Here is a 13732-nt window from a genome sequence, read left to right on the forward strand (position 1 = left end):
CATGACCGACCGCTCCGCCGACACCGCCCTCCTCGATGCCGCCCGCGCCCTGGACGCGTCCGACCCCCTCGCGGCCCACCTCGACGCCTTCGTCGAGGCCCCGGGCGTCACGGCCTACCTCGACGGCAACTCGCTCGGCCGCCCGCTGCGCGACGTGCCGGAGAAGCTCGCCGCGTTCGTGCGCGAGGACTGGGGCACCCGCCTCATCCGCTCCTGGGACGAGCAGTGGATGGCGCTGCCGATGGAGCTCGGCGACCGCATCGGCGCCGTCGCCCTCGGCGCGGGCGCGGGGCAGACGGTCGTCTCCGACTCCACGAGCGTCCTCATCTACAAGCTCATGCGGGGCGCCCTTCGACAGGCTCAGGGACCCACGGGAGCGGCTCAGGGACCCACGGGGCGGACGGAGCTCGTGATCGAGGAGGGGAACTTCCCCACCGACCGGTTCCTCGCCGAAGGCGTCGCGGCGGAGATGGGGGCCACGCTGCGCTGGATCACGCCCGATCCGGTGCACGGCGTCACGATCGACGACGTCGCGGCTGTGGTCTCGGAGCGGACGGCGCTCGTCTCGCTCAGCCACGTCGACTACCGCTCTGGCGCCCTCGCCGACATGCCGGGCATCACCGCCGTCGTCCACGAGGCCGGGGCACTGATGATGTGGGACCTCTGCCACTCGGCGGGTGTCGTGCCGATGCAGCTCGACGACTGGGGCGTCGACATGGCGGTCGGCTGCACGTACAAGTACCTCAACGGCGGCCCGGGGTCGCCCGCGTTCGCCTACCTCCGCCACGACCTGCAGGGCGTGCTGCGGCAGCCGATCCAGGGCTGGTGGAGCGCCGCCGACATCTTCGCCATGGGCCCCGAGTACGTCCCGGCGGACGGCATCCGTCAGCTCCTCAGCGGCACGCCGCCGGTGACCTCGATGCTCGCGATGCAGGGCATGATCGACCTCATCGAACAGTCGGGGATCGACGGCGTGCGCGCGAAGTCGGAGTCGCTCACCGCGCTCGCGGTCCGGGCGTACGACGAGCTGCTCGCGCCCCTGGACGTCCGCCTGCTCAGCCCTCGCGACCCCGCGCTGCGCGGCGGACACATCACGATCGGCCACCCGGACTTCCGGGAGGTCACCCGGAGACTCTGGGCCGACGGCGTCATCCCCGACTTCCGCTTCCCGGACGGGATCCGGCTCGGGCTGTCGCCGCTGAGCACGTCGCACGCCGAGACCGTCGCCGGGGTGCTCGCGGTGAGGGACGCACTGGAGTCCGGTGTCTCCTGACCCCGCGGCACCGGTGGTGCTCGATGACATCGACGCCCGCCCCGGCAGCACCGCCTCGCTCCTGCGCACCCTGATCGGCCTGTATCTGCGCCCGCTCGGCGGCTGGATCTCGGCTGCCGACCTCGTGGCGCTGGCCGGCGACCTCGGAATCCCGGCGGCTCCCGCCCGGACGGGCATCGCCCGTCTCAAGCAGAAGGGTCTGCTCCTCCCCGAGCGCCGCGACGCGATCGGCTACCGCCTCAGCCCTGCGGCGGTGCCGATGCTGGAGCGGGGCGACCGCCGGATCTTCCGGATGCGGGAGATGACCGACGACGATCCGTGGTGTCTCGTCTCGTTCTCGATCCCGGAGAGCGCACGCAGCGTGCGCCATCAGCTGCGGCGCCGACTGCACTGGATCGGCGCCGGCGTCGTCTCCCCCGCCCTGTGGATCTGCCCCGGACATCTCCGGGAGGAGGCGGAGCAGATCCTCGACGAGCTGGATGCCCGGCGCTGGGCGACCCTGTTCGACGCATCGGCCCCGGCCCCGGCAGGGACCCTGGCCGAGGCCGCCGCGGCGTGGTGGGACCTGGACGGGCTGCGCGCCGAGCACGAGGCCTTCCAGACATCGCTCGCGGCCCTGCCCGACGCGCCGTTCCCGGCCTACGTGCACCTCATCGACCGGTGGCGGGTGCTGCCCTACACGGATCCCGGGCTGCCCCCGGCGATGCTGCCGGCCGACTGGCCGGGCGGACGCAGCTTCGGGGCGTTCGCCCGGCTGTCGGCGGCGTGGGAGGCACCCGCCCTCGCCCACGTGCGCGCCGTGACGGCCTAGAGGGTCAGACCGGCGACCTCGCGGACGAACCCGGTCACGTGCTCCTGCAGCCGCAGGATCCGCATCTCGCGCGCGAGCTCGCGGTCGTACCCCGGATAGGCCAGCGGCGGGAGCCTGCGCACCGCGACATTGCACCCGAACTCCGCACACGCCAGCACGCCGACGGTGTCGCCCTTGCGACCGGCGGCCCCGGCGCGGCGGGCGACGTACAGCTGCACGTCGTTGCGGAGCGTCACGTCCTCGCACCAGGAGCACTGCGCGCGGGCGAGCACGCGCTGCTCGGCGCGCTGCAGCACGACGCCGACCGGCTCGTCGTCGATCCACGTGACGACGTAGGAGCGACGAGGCAGCTTCGGGTCGACCCAGCCGAGGTAGTCGAGCCGGTCGAAGTCCGTCTCGGCGAAGCCGGGCGGCAGGGTGATGTCGGAGATCTCCTTGCGAGAGGCGTTGCGGAAGGAGGCGCGCAGAGCGCGCTCGTCGATGGGACGCATAGGGGAAGAGCTTTCGGTGTGATCGCCGGAACGGCGAGACGGATCGGAGGATCACCCGGACGGTGCCGGGGTACGACGCAGCACCGGGGACGGGATTCCGCCTCCGGCCGGTCCTCAGCCTCTGCCTGCGGCGCTGAACGCGCCTGCAGCTCCGCTCCGCGCCCCGAGGGCGCTCATCGACGACAGCACCCGGCGAGCCTACACCCGTTTGTTTCGTCGCGTGTCGGGGGCGCTGCGGGATCCCGACCCGGTCGACGTACTCTGGCCGGACGCCGATCCGAAGGAGTCCCCGTGTCCACGCCGCTGCACCGCCGTCCGCCCCTCGAGGTGCGTGAGCGTGCGACGTGCATGTGCGGGAACGGCGGCCGCTGCTCGTCGTCGGCCCCCGGCCATGCCCTGCATCTGATCCAGGAGCGCCTCGCGGCGGCGACTCCGGCAGGATGGTCGGACGCGTTCGTGACCGCGGCGGATCCGGTCGCCGGAGACCTCGTCGTCCGCACGCTCGACGGCACCACGCACACGCTGTGGAACGGCTCCGGCGCCGCGCTGGAGGCCACGATCGGCAGCCCGGTCGCCCTCCACCTCGACTACGCCGTCCTCGCCGTCGGGCGCACCCGCTTCAACGTCGCCGTCGTGTGACGATGCCCTGACCCCTCGGGTCAGGCGCTCGCCATCATCATGTCGCGGACCGCCATGCAGGCGTTCATGCAGGCCTGACACGCCTGAGCGCAGAGCCGGCAGACGTCGCTGTGATCGGCGTGCTGCATGCACTCGTCCATGCACATCTGGCACATCGCGATGCAGGCGTCCAGCATCGCCATCATCGTGGCCGGCGTCATCCCCTGCATGCGGAGCATCGACCGCATCATCGTGTGACACATGTCCGCGCAGTTCATGCAGGCCGGAGCGCAGTCCATCTCCTGGGTCGCGCACACGGTGCAGGCCTGCTCGCAGGCGGCGCAGGCATCCATGCAGGCCTGCAGCACCGACATGTCCATCATCGCCATGTCCGGCATCGACTCCATGTTCTTGGACATGGCACCCATCATCATCGCGTCCATCGCACACCGCTCCCTTCGTCGAGGACGACGGGCAGGACACCCGCCTGGCGCCAGGCTAACCCCTGCGCGGACGGGAGTCGATGGTCGCGGGACGCTGACACGCCGCTGCGCGAATGTCAATCCCGTGGACGGTGCGGAGGGCTGGTGGGAGGCTCGAAGAGCAATCGATCCGTCAAGGAGAGGAGCCTCTTATGAGTGGCGCAGATGACATGAAGAACTCCGCCGAGAAGCTGGGTGGCAAGGCCAAGGAAGGCTTCGGCAAGCTGACCGACAACGAGAAGCTCGAGGCCGAAGGCCAGGCGGATCAGGTGAAGGCCGACGCGAAGCAGGCCGGCGAGAACGTCAAGGACGCCGCGGGCAAGGCCGGGGACAGCGTCAAGGACGCGTTCAACCGCTGATCCCCCACCCGCTGAACCCATGAAGAGGGGGAGGCTCGCCGATGGCGAGCCTCCCCCTCCGCACTCGGGTCAGACCTTGCGGCTGCCGGTGATCGCTCGGATCAGCCAGGCGATCACGGCGATGGCCAGGAGCACCAGACCGACCCACAGCAGGAACTGGAGCGACTGCACCAGTCCTCCGGTGATCGCGAGGATCACGGCGATGACGATGACGATGATCAGGAGGATGTTCATCGGTCTTTCCCTTCTCTGGGGGCGCGGGCGCCCGACTGCGGTGACACCACGCTAAACCCGAACCACACCCTCCCTGGAGGGGGTTGACTTCGACCCTCCCGATGCGCGAAGGAGCAGAGCAATGCCAGGACGACGCAACAATTCCCTGAAGGATCCGGAACTGTACGAGGAACTCCGCGACGACGGCGCCTCGAAGGAGAAGGCCGCCCGTATCTCGAACGCCGCCGCACGCGACGGCCGCAGCTCGGTCGGCCGGCGCGGCGGGGAGCACGGGGACTACGAGGACTGGACCGTCCCCGAGCTGCGGAAGCGCGCGAAGGAACTGGGCCTCACGGGCTACAGCGGCAAGCGCAAGGCCGAGCTCATCTCCGAACTGCGAAACCACTGACCCGGATGACGCGCTTCGGGATCGAGGAGGAGTTCCTCCTGCTCGATGAGGATTCGCTCGTCCCCGTCGCCCTCAGCGGTGACATCCTGGAGCGCATCGGCGGCGAGGTCGCCGCCGGACGCGTGACCACCGAGTACCTGGCCTCGCAGCTCGAGGCCCTCACCGATCCGGTGCGGACCGGAGCCGAGGCCCTGCAGCAACTGACGACGCTGCGGGCTGCCATCGGCGCGGAGGCCCGCGCGCGGCGCGCGATCGCGGCACCGACCGGCTCGCCGTTCACCACTCTCCGCTCTCCCCGGCTCTCGCCGTCGGCGCACTACGACGACGTCGCGCGCCGCCTGGCGCACCTCACCCGCGAGCACGAGGTGAACGGGCTGCACGTGCACGTCGAGGTCCCGGACGAGGAGGAGCGGGTCCGTGCGCTGAATCGACTCCGCGCGTGGCTGCCCCTGCTGCTCGCCCTCAGCACGAACAGTCCGTTCGGCAACGGCATCGACACCGGCTTCGCGAGCTGGCGGAGCATGCTCATCCGCCGGCTCCCCTCGTCGTGGTGCCCGCCCCGGTTCGCCGATGTCGACGACTACCGCACGCGCGTGGACCAGCTCCTCGATCTCGGGACCATCGGGGAGGCGACCTCCCTCTCCTGGGCGGTGCGCCTGTCCGAGCGCTACCCGACGGTCGAGGCGCGCGTCGCGGACACGCAGCTGACCGCGGAGGACGCCGTTCTCTCCGCGCTGCTGACCCGCGGCATCGCCCTGTCGTCCGCGCAGCGGATCGTCGCCGACGAGACGGAGACGATCGACGCGTCGATCTGGATGGCGTCGAGAGCGGGGATGACGGCCCGCATCCTGGATCCGCTCACGGGCGAGGTCGCCCCGGCCTGGACCGTGGCCGAGCACCTGCTCGACGACATCGGCCCGGTGCTGGACGAGCAGGGCGATGCGGACACCGTGCGAGCGGGACTCGCCCGGATGCGGGCGGACGGCACCGGCGCGGCGCGGCAGCGCGCGGCGCACGGACGGGACGGCCTCCCCGCACTCCGACGGCTGCTGGCGGAAGGTACCGGGACATCGGCTGACTGACCGGCCCCTCGCGTCCGACCCCGGGAGTAGGGTCGGCCTGTGTCATCCTTCGCCCCGCTCCAGCGGCTCGTCATCGCGATCGCCGTGCTGGCCTCGTTCGTCACGTTCCTCGACGGAACGGTGGTGAACGTCGCGCTTCCCGCCATCAGTGAAGAGCTGGGCGGCGGGATCACCACGCAGCAGTGGGTGGTCGACGCGTACCTCATCACCCTCAGCGCGCTGATCCTGCTCGCCGGGTCCCTGTCCGACGCCTACGGCCGGGTCCTGGTGATGCGGATCGGGCTCATCGCCTTCGGCATCGCGTCGGTCGCGGTCGCCGCAGCGATCGATCCGCTCATGCTCATCGTGGCCCGCGGAGCGCAGGGAGCGGCCGGCGCCCTCCTCGTCCCGAGCTCCCTCGCCCTCATCACCGCGACCATGCGCGGCGACCTGCAGGCGAGGGCCATCGGCGTCTGGACCGCCTTCACCACGGCGGCCCAACTGATCGGCCCCCTCCTCGGCGGGCTCTTCGTCGACTTCCTCTCCTGGCGCTTCGTGTTCCTCATCAACGTCCTCCCCATCGGAGTGACGCTGCTGCTGCTCGCCCGCCTGCACCTGCCGGAGCACCCTCGGGGCGTCCGGGTGGACTGGTGGAGCGGAGCACTGTGCGCGCTGGGCCTGGGCGCCATCGTGTTCGCCCTCATCGAGCAGCCGAACCTCGGGTGGGCCTCCCCCGCGATCTGGATCCCCGCCGTGGTCGGGGCCGCGCTCTTCGCCGTCTTCCTGTGGCGGCAGGGCCGCTCGGCCACGCCGCTCATGCCGCTCTGGCTGTTCCGGGTGCGCGACTTCGGGTGGGGCAACCTCGCCACGCTCTTCGTCTACGCCGCGCTCTCGCTCAACGGCTTCGTCGTCGGCGTCTACCTCCAGCAGGGGGCGGGACTCAGCGCGACGGCGGCGGGACTCGCGAGCCTGCCGATGACGATCCTGATGATCCTGCTGAGCTCCCGCGCCGGCGGGTGGGCGGGGCGCTGGGGCCCGCGCATCTTCATGACAGTCGGGCCGCTGATCATGGCCGTCGGAGCGCTGATGCTGCTGACCGTGAACACCGCCTTCGACTACTGGGCGCAGGTGCTCCCGGCCATGATCGTGATGGGGCTGGGCCTGTCGCTCACCGTCGCCCCACTGACGGCCGCGATCCTCGGGGCCATCGACGAGAACCACTCCGGCATCGCCTCCGCCGTGAACAACGCCGTCTCCCGCGTCGCGGGGCTGCTGGTCGTCGCGATGCTGTCGACCATCGTCGGCGGCTCCCTCGACCTCGACGGGTTCCACAACGCCGCCTGGGTCACCGCGGCGCTCCTCGTGCTCGGCGGCGTCGTGTCGTGGATCGGCATCCGCCGGAACCCCTCGGAGGCGGCGGCGCCGCCGGTCGACGCCCCCGCGCAGCCGACGCCTCAGCCGCGATGACCGCCCCGCGCTCTCGACGCGGTCGAAGAACGGCACGCGTGTCCCTGACGCTGGCGGCGTGCGCCGCGGTGGGGATCCTCGCTCTCGCCGGCTGCGCCGCCCCGACCGCCCTCCCTGCGGAGGGAACGGGGTCATCGGCCGGCGTCGTGCTTCCTCCGGCCGGAGCCCTTCCGGATTACCAGCTCGGCGGCGCGTACGATCCGGCCGAGGGCGTGGGCATCGTCGGGCGAGACCGCAGCGCGGAGCCGGTCGCGGGACTCTACTCCGTCTGCTACGTCAACGGATTCCAGACCCAGCCGGGCGAGCTCGCCGAGTGGCCCGACGACCTCCTCCTGCATGACGGTGACGATGTGGTCTTCGACCCGGACTGGCCCGACGAGGCCCTTCTGGATACCGGCAGCGCAGCGCAGCGGTCCCGCATCGCGGAGATCGTGATCCCCTGGATCGAGGGCTGCGCGGACTCCGGCTTCCAGGCGGTCGAGTTCGACAACCTCGACTCCTTCTCACGCTCGCTCGGCCTCCTGACTCTGGACCACAACCTCGCGCTCGCAGAGCTCCTCGTCGACGCGGCGCACGGCGTCGGGCTCGCCGCCGGACAGAAGAACGCTGCCGAGCATGCGGAGGCCCTGAAGGAGCGCGCAGGCTTCGACTTCGCCGTGACGGAGGAGTGCGCCGCGTACGCCGAGTGCGGCGCATACACCGCGGTCTACGGGCCGCACGTGATCGACATCGAGTACACCGACCAGCTCCCGCGGTCGTTCGCGGAGCTGTGCGCCGACCCGGACGCCCCGGCATCCCTCGTGCTCCGCGATCGCGACCTCGTCACGCCGGACGACGAGGAGTACGTCTTCGCCGGGTGCCCCTGACGATCGACGGAGGCGCTTGCCTGCCGAGCGCCTCGGCGTCAAGTCCCTGGTGGCCCCCGTTCGCGCGGACGAGGATATCGGTGATCGACTCGATGGGAGCCCCTCCTCATGACCGTTTCCACCCTCGACCCCGATACCGCCGTCGCCTTCTCGCCGCGCGGTCCTCTGTCGGGCGCCGTCCTCGACGTCCTCACCGGTCGCGGCGAGGACGCCGCCGCCCTGCCCGACCTCGCCACCACAGCCGTCGCTGAGAGCAGCGATGTGGTCCGGGACGACGACATCCAGCTCGCCCTCTTCGTCCTCTATGCGTCCTCGTACGGCTCGCTGCCGCAGCTCGATGCGGCGCTGGAGTGGGAGGCCGGGGTGGTCACCGCGCGCCGGATCCTCGAGGACGCCTTCGAGGCCGCACTGCGCGAGACCGTGCCCGTGCCCGTGCCCGAGCTTCCGGAGCCGACAGTCGACGCCGTGGGGCGCGCCCTGTTCGCCCTCGCCGCTGCGGACACGGGCCCCAGCCTGTCGCGGCACATCGCCAGGAAGGCCACCCGCGAGCAGGCCGAGGAGTCGCTGATCCTCCGTTCCGTGTACACGCTGCGGGAGGCCGATCCGCACTCCTGGGCGATCCCACGGCTGACCGGCCGCCCCAAGGCGGCGCTGGTGGAGATCCAGTCGGACGAGTACGGCGGCGGCCGACCGCAGCGGGTCCACGCGGAGCTCTACGCCCGCGCCCTTCGCGCCGCCGAACTCGACGACACATACGGCGCCTACGTCGACGACGCCCCCGCGATCACGCTCGCCTCGCACAACATGATGAGCCTGTTCGGCCTCAACCGCCGCCTCGTGGGCGCAATCGTGGGTCACCTCGCCGCCTACGAGATGACCTCGTCGATCCCGTGCCGCTTCTACGCCGACGGCCTGCACCGGCTGGGGTTCGCCGACGATGTCGCCGCATACTTCGAGGAGCACGTGGAGGCCGACGCGGTGCACGAGCAGATCGCGGCCCGCGACCTCGCGGGCAGCCTCGCCGAGGACCGTCCGGAGCTGCTCGCAGACATCCTGTTCGGCGCGGCCGCGTGCCTCACGGTCGACGGCTGGGCTGGTGCGCACACCCTCGACGCGTGGACCGAGGGCCGCTCGGCGCTGCGGGAGAGGACGACGGCATGACCGCCCGGGACGAGCCGGTCACCGTCACGGCGTACCCGGACGGCCCCCTCCTGGTGCGCGGAGAGATCGAGTTGCACGCGAGCGACGGCACGGTGATCGACCCGCGTCGACGCACGGTGGCCCTGTGCCGCTGCGGGCTCTCCGCGCTGAAGCCGTTCTGCGACGGCACACACAAGGCGGCCGGTTTCCGCACCGAGGACTGAGCGGGCGTCAGCCCTCCGGCCAGTAGTGACTGTCCGGGACGGCGCGCGCACCGAAGATCGCCTGCCCGACCCGCACGCACGTCGCGCCCTCCTCGACGGCGATCTCGTAATCCCCGGACATACCCATCGACAGGGCGCCGTCGCCGATGAGTTCGGGGTTCTCCTCACGTGCTCTGTCACGGAGGGTCCGCAGCATCGCGAAGCATTCCCGCACCCGGGCATCGTCCGGTGTGAGCAGCGCCAGCGTCATCAGGCCGCGCACACGGAGAGCACCGTACGAGGGCAACGCCTTCAGGAAGTCGAGAAGCTCCTCCGGCGGCATCCCGAACTTCGAGTCCTCGGCCGAGGTGTTCACCTGCACGTACACGTCGAGGCTGCGCCCCGCGGCCTGCAGGCGCCGGTCGAGAGCCTCGGCGACCCGCAGCCGGTCGAGCGCCTGGAACTCGGTGGCGAAGGAGGCGACGTCCCTGGCCTTGTTCGTCTGCAGGTGGCCGATGACCACCCAGTCCACATCGAGGTCGGCCGTCTCCCGGTGCTTGCGCACGGCTTCCTGCACCTTGTTCTCGCCGAGTCGGCGCAGCCCGGCGTCGATGGCCACCCGCACCCGATCGGTCGGCACCGTCTTGCTCACCGGGAGCAGGTGCACCTCACCGGGGTCGCGTCCTGCGCGCTCCGCGGCGGCGTCGATGCGGGCGCGGACGTCGGCGACGTTGGCGCGGAAGTCCGCGGCGGTGAAGGCCGTCGGGTAGCGCTCGGCGCTCTCCCCCACACGCTCGATTTTTGACATAGGTCAAAATCTAACATAGCTTCGACACCACGTCGCGTACCCGCCGACACCCCCTTCACGAAGGAGCCCGTCCATGTCCGCACCCGGCCTGTTCTCCGACACCGCCCTGTCGACCCCGCGCCTGCGCACCGAGGTGCCAGGGCCGCAGAGCCGGGCGCTGCACGAGCGCCGGCAACGGGTCGTCCCGCGCGGCGTCGGCAGCGTGCTCCCCGTCTACATCGAGCACGCCGACGGCCCCTGGGTCACCGACGTCGACGGCAACCGCTTCCTCGACCTCGGCAGCGGGATCGGCGTGACGACCATCGGCCACACCAACCTCGCAGCCGTCACCGCCGCGGCGGAGCAGCTCGACCGGGTCACGCACACGCTCTTCACCGTCACCCCCTACGAGGGCTACGTGCGCCTCGCCGAACTGCTCGCGGAAAAGGTCCCCGGCACCCACGAGACCCGCACGGCCTTCGCGAACTCCGGCGCCGAAGCCGTCGAGAACGCGGTCAAGATCGCCCGGAGGCACACGGGACGGCGCGCCGTCGCCGCCCTGGACCACGCGTTCCACGGGCGCACCAACCTCGCACTCGCGATGAACCACAAGGCGGCGCCGTACGGCACCGGGTTCGGTCCGTTCGCGCCCGATGTCCACCGCGTCCCCAACTCGTACCCCTACCGCGACGGCCTCGACGGCGAGGAAGCCGCCGCGCGCACGATCGCCCATCTCGAACAGCGGATCGGCGTCCACGACCTCGCGGCCGTCATCGCCGAGCCCATCCAGGGCGAGGGCGGCTTCGTCGTCCCGGCCGAGGGCTACCTCCCCGCCCTGCGGGAGTGGTGCACGGAGAACGGCGTGGTGTTCATCGCCGATGAGATCCAGACGGGCCTCGGGCGCACCGGGACGTGGTTCGCGAGCACGCACTTCGACCTCGTGCCGGACCTCGTGCTCACGGCGAAGGGCATCGCCGGCGGGCTGCCCCTGGCCGGGGTGACCGGCCGCGCCGAGATCATGGACGCGCCCGACCCTGGCGGCCTCGGCGGCACATTCGGCGGCAACCCGGTCTCGATCGCCGCCGCCCTCGCAGTGTTCGACGAGCTCGAGCACGGGACCTTCTTCGCCGACGCCCGCCGGATAGGCGCCCACCTGTCCGCCCGACTCGAGGGTCTGCGCACTCGCCATGCGGTCATCGGCGACGTCCGCGGGATCGGCGCCATGCAGGCCTTCGAGCTGAGCACCCCCGGGACGACGCGACCGCTGGCCGGGGCCGCCTCCATGATCGCGGAGTTCGCCGCCCAGCGCGGCATCCTGCTGCTCACCGCCGGCAGCGACGGCAACGTGATCCGCTTCCTCCCCACTCTGACCACGACCGACGAGCAGCTCGACGTCGCCGTGGACGTGATCGACGAGGCCCTCAGCGCGCTCCGCTGAGCACGCGGAGGCACAGCGCCTCCCCGCTCCACCGCACGTGGGCGAGGTCGTGCACGACCAGGTCGGGGTCAGCCGCCCCGGAGTCTGCGCCCACCCCGACCACGAGGCCGGCACCGGCCGCTCGCGCCGCGCTGATCCCCGGCGCCGAGTCCTCGAAGACGACGCAAGCCCCCGGGTCCCGCCCGAGGAGCCGTGCGGCACGGACGTACGGGTCGGGCGCGGGCTTGCCTCTGTCCACGTCTTCGGCGGCGACCAGCACCGCCGGCGTCGGGATACCCGCTCCGCCCATCCGTGCGGTCGCGACCGCTCGGTTGCTGCTCGTCGCGACCGCCCACAGCTTCGGGGGCAGCGCAGCGAGCAGGGCAGCGGCCCCGGGGATCCCGGTCGTCACCGGGGCGACGGCGAGCTCCCGAGCGAGGAGGTCGGCCGCCGCCTCGGCCGCGCGTTCCGGCCCCACGATCGCCGCGACCACCTCACTCGGCCGCATGCCATGAGGCGCGTCCCGCAGGAAGTCGAATCCCGGGGCGTGCCGGTGCGCCCAGGCGTCCCACGCGATCGCCGCCGAGGGGACGGAATCCACCAGCACGCCGTCGCAGTCGAACAGGACCCCCGCGGCGCGCACGATCACCTCGGCACCGCGAACCTCGTGTGCTATTTTTGGCATAGGTCAAATCTATCCGAGGAGAGTGCATGTCCGCGTCCCGCACGCCCCGGACGGCGATCGCCGTCCGCCACGTCCCCTTCGAAGACCTCGGGATCCTCGCCCCGCTGCTGGCGGCGCGCGGCTACGAGACCACACTGCTCGACGCCGGCATCGACGCGATCGACCCGGACGCCGTCGCTGGCACGGACCTGCTCCTCGTCCTCGGCGGACCGATCGGCGTGTACGACGAGGATCGGTATCCCTTCCTGCACTCCTCGAAGGCGGCTCTCGCGACCCGGCTCGCCACGGGCGGCGCCACGCTCGGCGTCTGTCTCGGCACCCAGCTCCTGGCCGAGGCTCTGGGCGCAGAGGTACGCCCGACCGGGGCCGTCGAGATCGGCTACGGCCCGCTCGCACTCACCCCCGAGGGCCGGGAGTCCGTCCTCGCCCCTCTCGACGGCGAGCCCGTGCTGCACTGGCACGGCGACGAGTTCGCGATCCCCGCCGGGGCGCACTCCCTGGCGCACACGCCCGGCTTCCCCCATCAGGCCTTCGCCGTCGCGCGCACGCTCGGACTCCAGTTCCACCTGGAAGCCGACCACCGCGTCATCGAGCGCTGGCTCATCGGTCACGCGCACGAGCTCCATCACCACGGCATCGACCCGCGGACGATCCGGGAGCAGGCGCAGCGGCACGGCCCGCGGCTCGAGGCCCTCGCCATCCGTGTGCTGAGCGACTGGCTCGACGAGGTCGAGGCGTAGCGGGCGGGCAGGGGAAGAGGCCGGACCCCCAGCGAATCCGGCCTCTGCTCCCCTCGACCTCAGGCGGCGCGACGCAGCGGCACCGTCGGGAAGTCGATCGGCACGTCGAGCGCGATGTTCACGTAGTTCGTGAAGAGGTTCAGCGCGACCTGGCCGATGGTCTCGACGATCTGCTCGTCGTTCCAGCCGTGCGCGCGGAGAGCGTCGACGTCGGCCGAGGTCACCTGACCCCGCTCCTCGACGAGCTTGAGCGCGAAGGCCAGCAGAGCGGCCGTACGGGGGTCGTCGGAGTTGCCGGCCTGGGCCTCGGCGAGCGCCTCGGTCGTGAGGCCCGCCTTCTTGCCGAGCGCGGTGTGCGCCGCGAGGCAGTAGCCGCAGGAGTTGCGGTTCGCGACCGCGACCGCGATCTGCTCACCGAGGGCCGCGCCGAGCGTGCCCCCACCGTAGGCGCCGAAAGCGCTCCACATGCTGGTGAGCGCGGCGGGCGAGTTCGCGACCGCGCGGAACATGGCGGGGACGGCGCCGAAGGCGGAGCCGATCTGCTCCAGCTGCTCCTTGACGGGGCCGGTGGCGGTCTCACGGTCGACGAGAGGGACGTTGGGCATGGGGTGCTCCTTTGTGTTTCGGACGGGCCGGATTCGGCTTCCCCTCCAGTCTTGCTCGCCGCGCAGTACGATACGCATCATTTGGTCTTGCGTTCGTGACATATC

Annotated in this window: 18 protein-coding genes; 12 read left to right on the plus strand and 6 right to left on the minus strand. The window is 71.5% G+C overall.

Going from position 1 to position 13732, the window contains the following annotated elements:
* Position 1 precedes the first annotated feature (1 nt).
* Positions 2-1273 carry a kynureninase gene (locus MICNX66_RS13845; RefSeq protein WP_187662347.1) on the plus strand — a complete coding sequence of 424 codons (1272 nt, stop codon included), beginning with the start codon at positions 2-4 and terminating at the stop codon, positions 1271-1273.
* Complete coding sequence (locus tag MICNX66_RS13850) at positions 1263-2084, plus strand: PaaX family transcriptional regulator (protein WP_187662348.1); 822 nt, start codon at positions 1263-1265, stop codon at positions 2082-2084. Before MICNX66_RS13845 ends, MICNX66_RS13850 begins: the two co-directional genes overlap by 11 nt.
* Here MICNX66_RS13850 and MICNX66_RS13855 read toward each other — a convergent pair.
* Complete coding sequence (locus MICNX66_RS13855; RefSeq protein ID WP_187662349.1) at positions 2081-2575, minus strand: FBP domain-containing protein; 495 nt, start codon at positions 2573-2575, stop codon at positions 2081-2083. The genes MICNX66_RS13850 and MICNX66_RS13855 overlap by 4 nt on opposite strands.
* A gap of 291 nt (positions 2576-2866) precedes the next feature.
* Between MICNX66_RS13855 and MICNX66_RS13860 the strand changes: the two genes are divergently transcribed.
* The gene (locus MICNX66_RS13860; protein ID WP_187662350.1) at positions 2867-3214 is read left to right on the plus strand and encodes a hypothetical protein; all 348 of its coding nucleotides are present in this window, start codon (positions 2867-2869) and stop codon (positions 3212-3214) included.
* 20 nt (positions 3215-3234) lie between these two features.
* On the opposite strand, the gene MICNX66_RS13865 is transcribed toward MICNX66_RS13860, so the two are convergent.
* The gene (locus MICNX66_RS13865) at positions 3235-3636 is read right to left on the minus strand and encodes a hypothetical protein (RefSeq protein ID WP_025102514.1); all 402 of its coding nucleotides are present in this window, start codon (positions 3634-3636) and stop codon (positions 3235-3237) included.
* 191 nt (positions 3637-3827) lie between these two features.
* On the opposite strand from MICNX66_RS13865, the gene MICNX66_RS13870 reads away from it, so the two are divergent.
* Positions 3828-4034: a CsbD family protein gene (locus tag MICNX66_RS13870; RefSeq protein WP_101848342.1), complete on the plus strand. Its 207-nt coding sequence runs from the start codon at positions 3828-3830 to the stop codon at positions 4032-4034.
* Between the two features lie 69 nt (positions 4035-4103).
* On the opposite strand, the gene MICNX66_RS13875 is transcribed toward MICNX66_RS13870, so the two are convergent.
* The gene (locus tag MICNX66_RS13875) at positions 4104-4268 is read right to left on the minus strand and encodes a hypothetical protein (RefSeq protein ID WP_164498167.1); all 165 of its coding nucleotides are present in this window, start codon (positions 4266-4268) and stop codon (positions 4104-4106) included.
* A 121-nt stretch (positions 4269-4389) separates the two neighbouring features.
* Here MICNX66_RS13875 and MICNX66_RS13880 point away from each other — a divergent pair, with 121 nt between their 5' ends.
* From MICNX66_RS13880 to MICNX66_RS13905, 6 genes are all read left to right on the plus strand, one after another.
* On the plus strand, positions 4390-4656 hold the full coding sequence (locus MICNX66_RS13880) for a DUF7218 family protein (RefSeq protein WP_187662351.1): 267 nt from the start codon (positions 4390-4392) through the stop codon (positions 4654-4656).
* A 5-nt stretch (positions 4657-4661) separates the two neighbouring features.
* A complete protein-coding gene (locus MICNX66_RS13885; RefSeq protein ID WP_187662352.1) occupies positions 4662-5738 on the plus strand; it encodes a carboxylate-amine ligase in 1077 nt (358 codons plus the stop codon).
* A gap of 39 nt (positions 5739-5777) precedes the next feature.
* Positions 5778-7184 (plus strand): MFS transporter, encoded by a 1407-nt coding sequence (locus MICNX66_RS13890; protein WP_187662353.1) that lies wholly within the window; start codon positions 5778-5780, stop codon positions 7182-7184.
* Complete coding sequence (locus tag MICNX66_RS13895) at positions 7181-8050, plus strand: endo alpha-1,4 polygalactosaminidase (RefSeq protein ID WP_187662354.1); 870 nt, start codon at positions 7181-7183, stop codon at positions 8048-8050. The genes MICNX66_RS13890 and MICNX66_RS13895 overlap by 4 nt, the downstream gene beginning before the upstream one ends.
* 108 nt (positions 8051-8158) lie before the next feature.
* Positions 8159-9211, plus strand: coding sequence for an iron-containing redox enzyme family protein (locus MICNX66_RS13900; protein ID WP_187662355.1), 1053 nt, complete (start codon positions 8159-8161; stop codon positions 9209-9211).
* Positions 9208-9414, plus strand: a complete 207-nt coding sequence (locus MICNX66_RS13905; RefSeq protein WP_187662356.1) for a CDGSH iron-sulfur domain-containing protein — start codon at positions 9208-9210, stop codon at positions 9412-9414. Before MICNX66_RS13900 ends, MICNX66_RS13905 begins: the two co-directional genes overlap by 4 nt.
* 7 nt (positions 9415-9421) lie before the next feature.
* Here the strand turns inward: MICNX66_RS13905 and MICNX66_RS13910 are convergent, their stop codons facing one another.
* Positions 9422-10201, minus strand: a complete 780-nt coding sequence (locus MICNX66_RS13910) for a YggS family pyridoxal phosphate-dependent enzyme (protein WP_187662357.1) — start codon at positions 10199-10201, stop codon at positions 9422-9424.
* A gap of 73 nt (positions 10202-10274) precedes the next feature.
* Between MICNX66_RS13910 and gabT the strand changes: the two genes are divergently transcribed.
* Positions 10275-11618 (plus strand): 4-aminobutyrate--2-oxoglutarate transaminase, encoded by a 1344-nt coding sequence (gene gabT / locus MICNX66_RS13915; protein ID WP_187662358.1) that lies wholly within the window; start codon positions 10275-10277, stop codon positions 11616-11618.
* Here gabT and MICNX66_RS13920 read toward each other — a convergent pair.
* The gene (locus tag MICNX66_RS13920; protein WP_187662359.1) at positions 11602-12282 is read right to left on the minus strand and encodes an HAD-IA family hydrolase; all 681 of its coding nucleotides are present in this window, start codon (positions 12280-12282) and stop codon (positions 11602-11604) included. The genes gabT and MICNX66_RS13920 overlap by 17 nt on opposite strands.
* Positions 12283-12308: 26 nt before the next feature.
* On the opposite strand from MICNX66_RS13920, the gene MICNX66_RS13925 reads away from it, so the two are divergent.
* The gene (locus MICNX66_RS13925) at positions 12309-13022 is read left to right on the plus strand and encodes a glutamine amidotransferase (protein WP_187662360.1); all 714 of its coding nucleotides are present in this window, start codon (positions 12309-12311) and stop codon (positions 13020-13022) included.
* A gap of 59 nt (positions 13023-13081) precedes the next feature.
* Here the strand turns inward: MICNX66_RS13925 and MICNX66_RS13930 are convergent, their stop codons facing one another.
* Entirely contained in the window at positions 13082-13627 is a 546-nt protein-coding gene (locus MICNX66_RS13930) for a carboxymuconolactone decarboxylase family protein (RefSeq protein ID WP_187662361.1), read from the minus strand.
* Between the last annotated feature and the right edge of the window lie 105 nt (positions 13628-13732).

This window comes from Microbacterium sp. Nx66 (assembly GCF_904066215.1).
GTDB lineage: Bacteria > Actinomycetota > Actinomycetes > Actinomycetales > Microbacteriaceae > Microbacterium > Microbacterium meiriae.

Bases quoted from the DNA above. Each gene is read 5' to 3' on its own strand.
- MICNX66_RS13885 (WP_187662352.1), top strand. From the start codon at position 4,662: ATGACGCGCTTCGGGATCGAGGAGGAGTTCCTCCTGCTCGATGAGGAT.
- MICNX66_RS13905 (WP_187662356.1), top strand. From the start codon at position 9,208: ATGACCGCCCGGGACGAGCCGGTCACCGTCACGGCGTACCCGGACGGC.
- MICNX66_RS13895 (WP_187662354.1), top strand. From the start codon at position 7,181: ATGACCGCCCCGCGCTCTCGACGCGGTCGAAGAACGGCACGCGTGTCC.
- MICNX66_RS13875 (WP_164498167.1), bottom strand. From the start codon at position 4,268: ATGAACATCCTCCTGATCATCGTCATCGTCATCGCCGTGATCCTCGCG.
- MICNX66_RS13845 (WP_187662347.1), top strand. From the start codon at position 2: ATGACCGACCGCTCCGCCGACACCGCCCTCCTCGATGCCGCCCGCGCC.
- MICNX66_RS13930 (WP_187662361.1), bottom strand. From the start codon at position 13,627: ATGCCCAACGTCCCTCTCGTCGACCGTGAGACCGCCACCGGCCCCGTC.
- MICNX66_RS13900 (WP_187662355.1), top strand. From the start codon at position 8,159: ATGACCGTTTCCACCCTCGACCCCGATACCGCCGTCGCCTTCTCGCCG.
- MICNX66_RS13910 (WP_187662357.1), bottom strand. From the start codon at position 10,201: ATGTCAAAAATCGAGCGTGTGGGGGAGAGCGCCGAGCGCTACCCGACG.
- MICNX66_RS13920 (WP_187662359.1), bottom strand. From the start codon at position 12,282: ATGCCAAAAATAGCACACGAGGTTCGCGGTGCCGAGGTGATCGTGCGC.
- MICNX66_RS13865 (WP_025102514.1), bottom strand. From the start codon at position 3,636: ATGGACGCGATGATGATGGGTGCCATGTCCAAGAACATGGAGTCGATG.
- MICNX66_RS13925 (WP_187662360.1), top strand. From the start codon at position 12,309: ATGTCCGCGTCCCGCACGCCCCGGACGGCGATCGCCGTCCGCCACGTC.
- MICNX66_RS13870 (WP_101848342.1), top strand. From the start codon at position 3,828: ATGAGTGGCGCAGATGACATGAAGAACTCCGCCGAGAAGCTGGGTGGC.
- MICNX66_RS13880 (WP_187662351.1), top strand. From the start codon at position 4,390: ATGCCAGGACGACGCAACAATTCCCTGAAGGATCCGGAACTGTACGAG.
- gabT (WP_187662358.1), top strand. From the start codon at position 10,275: ATGTCCGCACCCGGCCTGTTCTCCGACACCGCCCTGTCGACCCCGCGC.
- MICNX66_RS13855 (WP_187662349.1), bottom strand. From the start codon at position 2,575: ATGCGTCCCATCGACGAGCGCGCTCTGCGCGCCTCCTTCCGCAACGCC.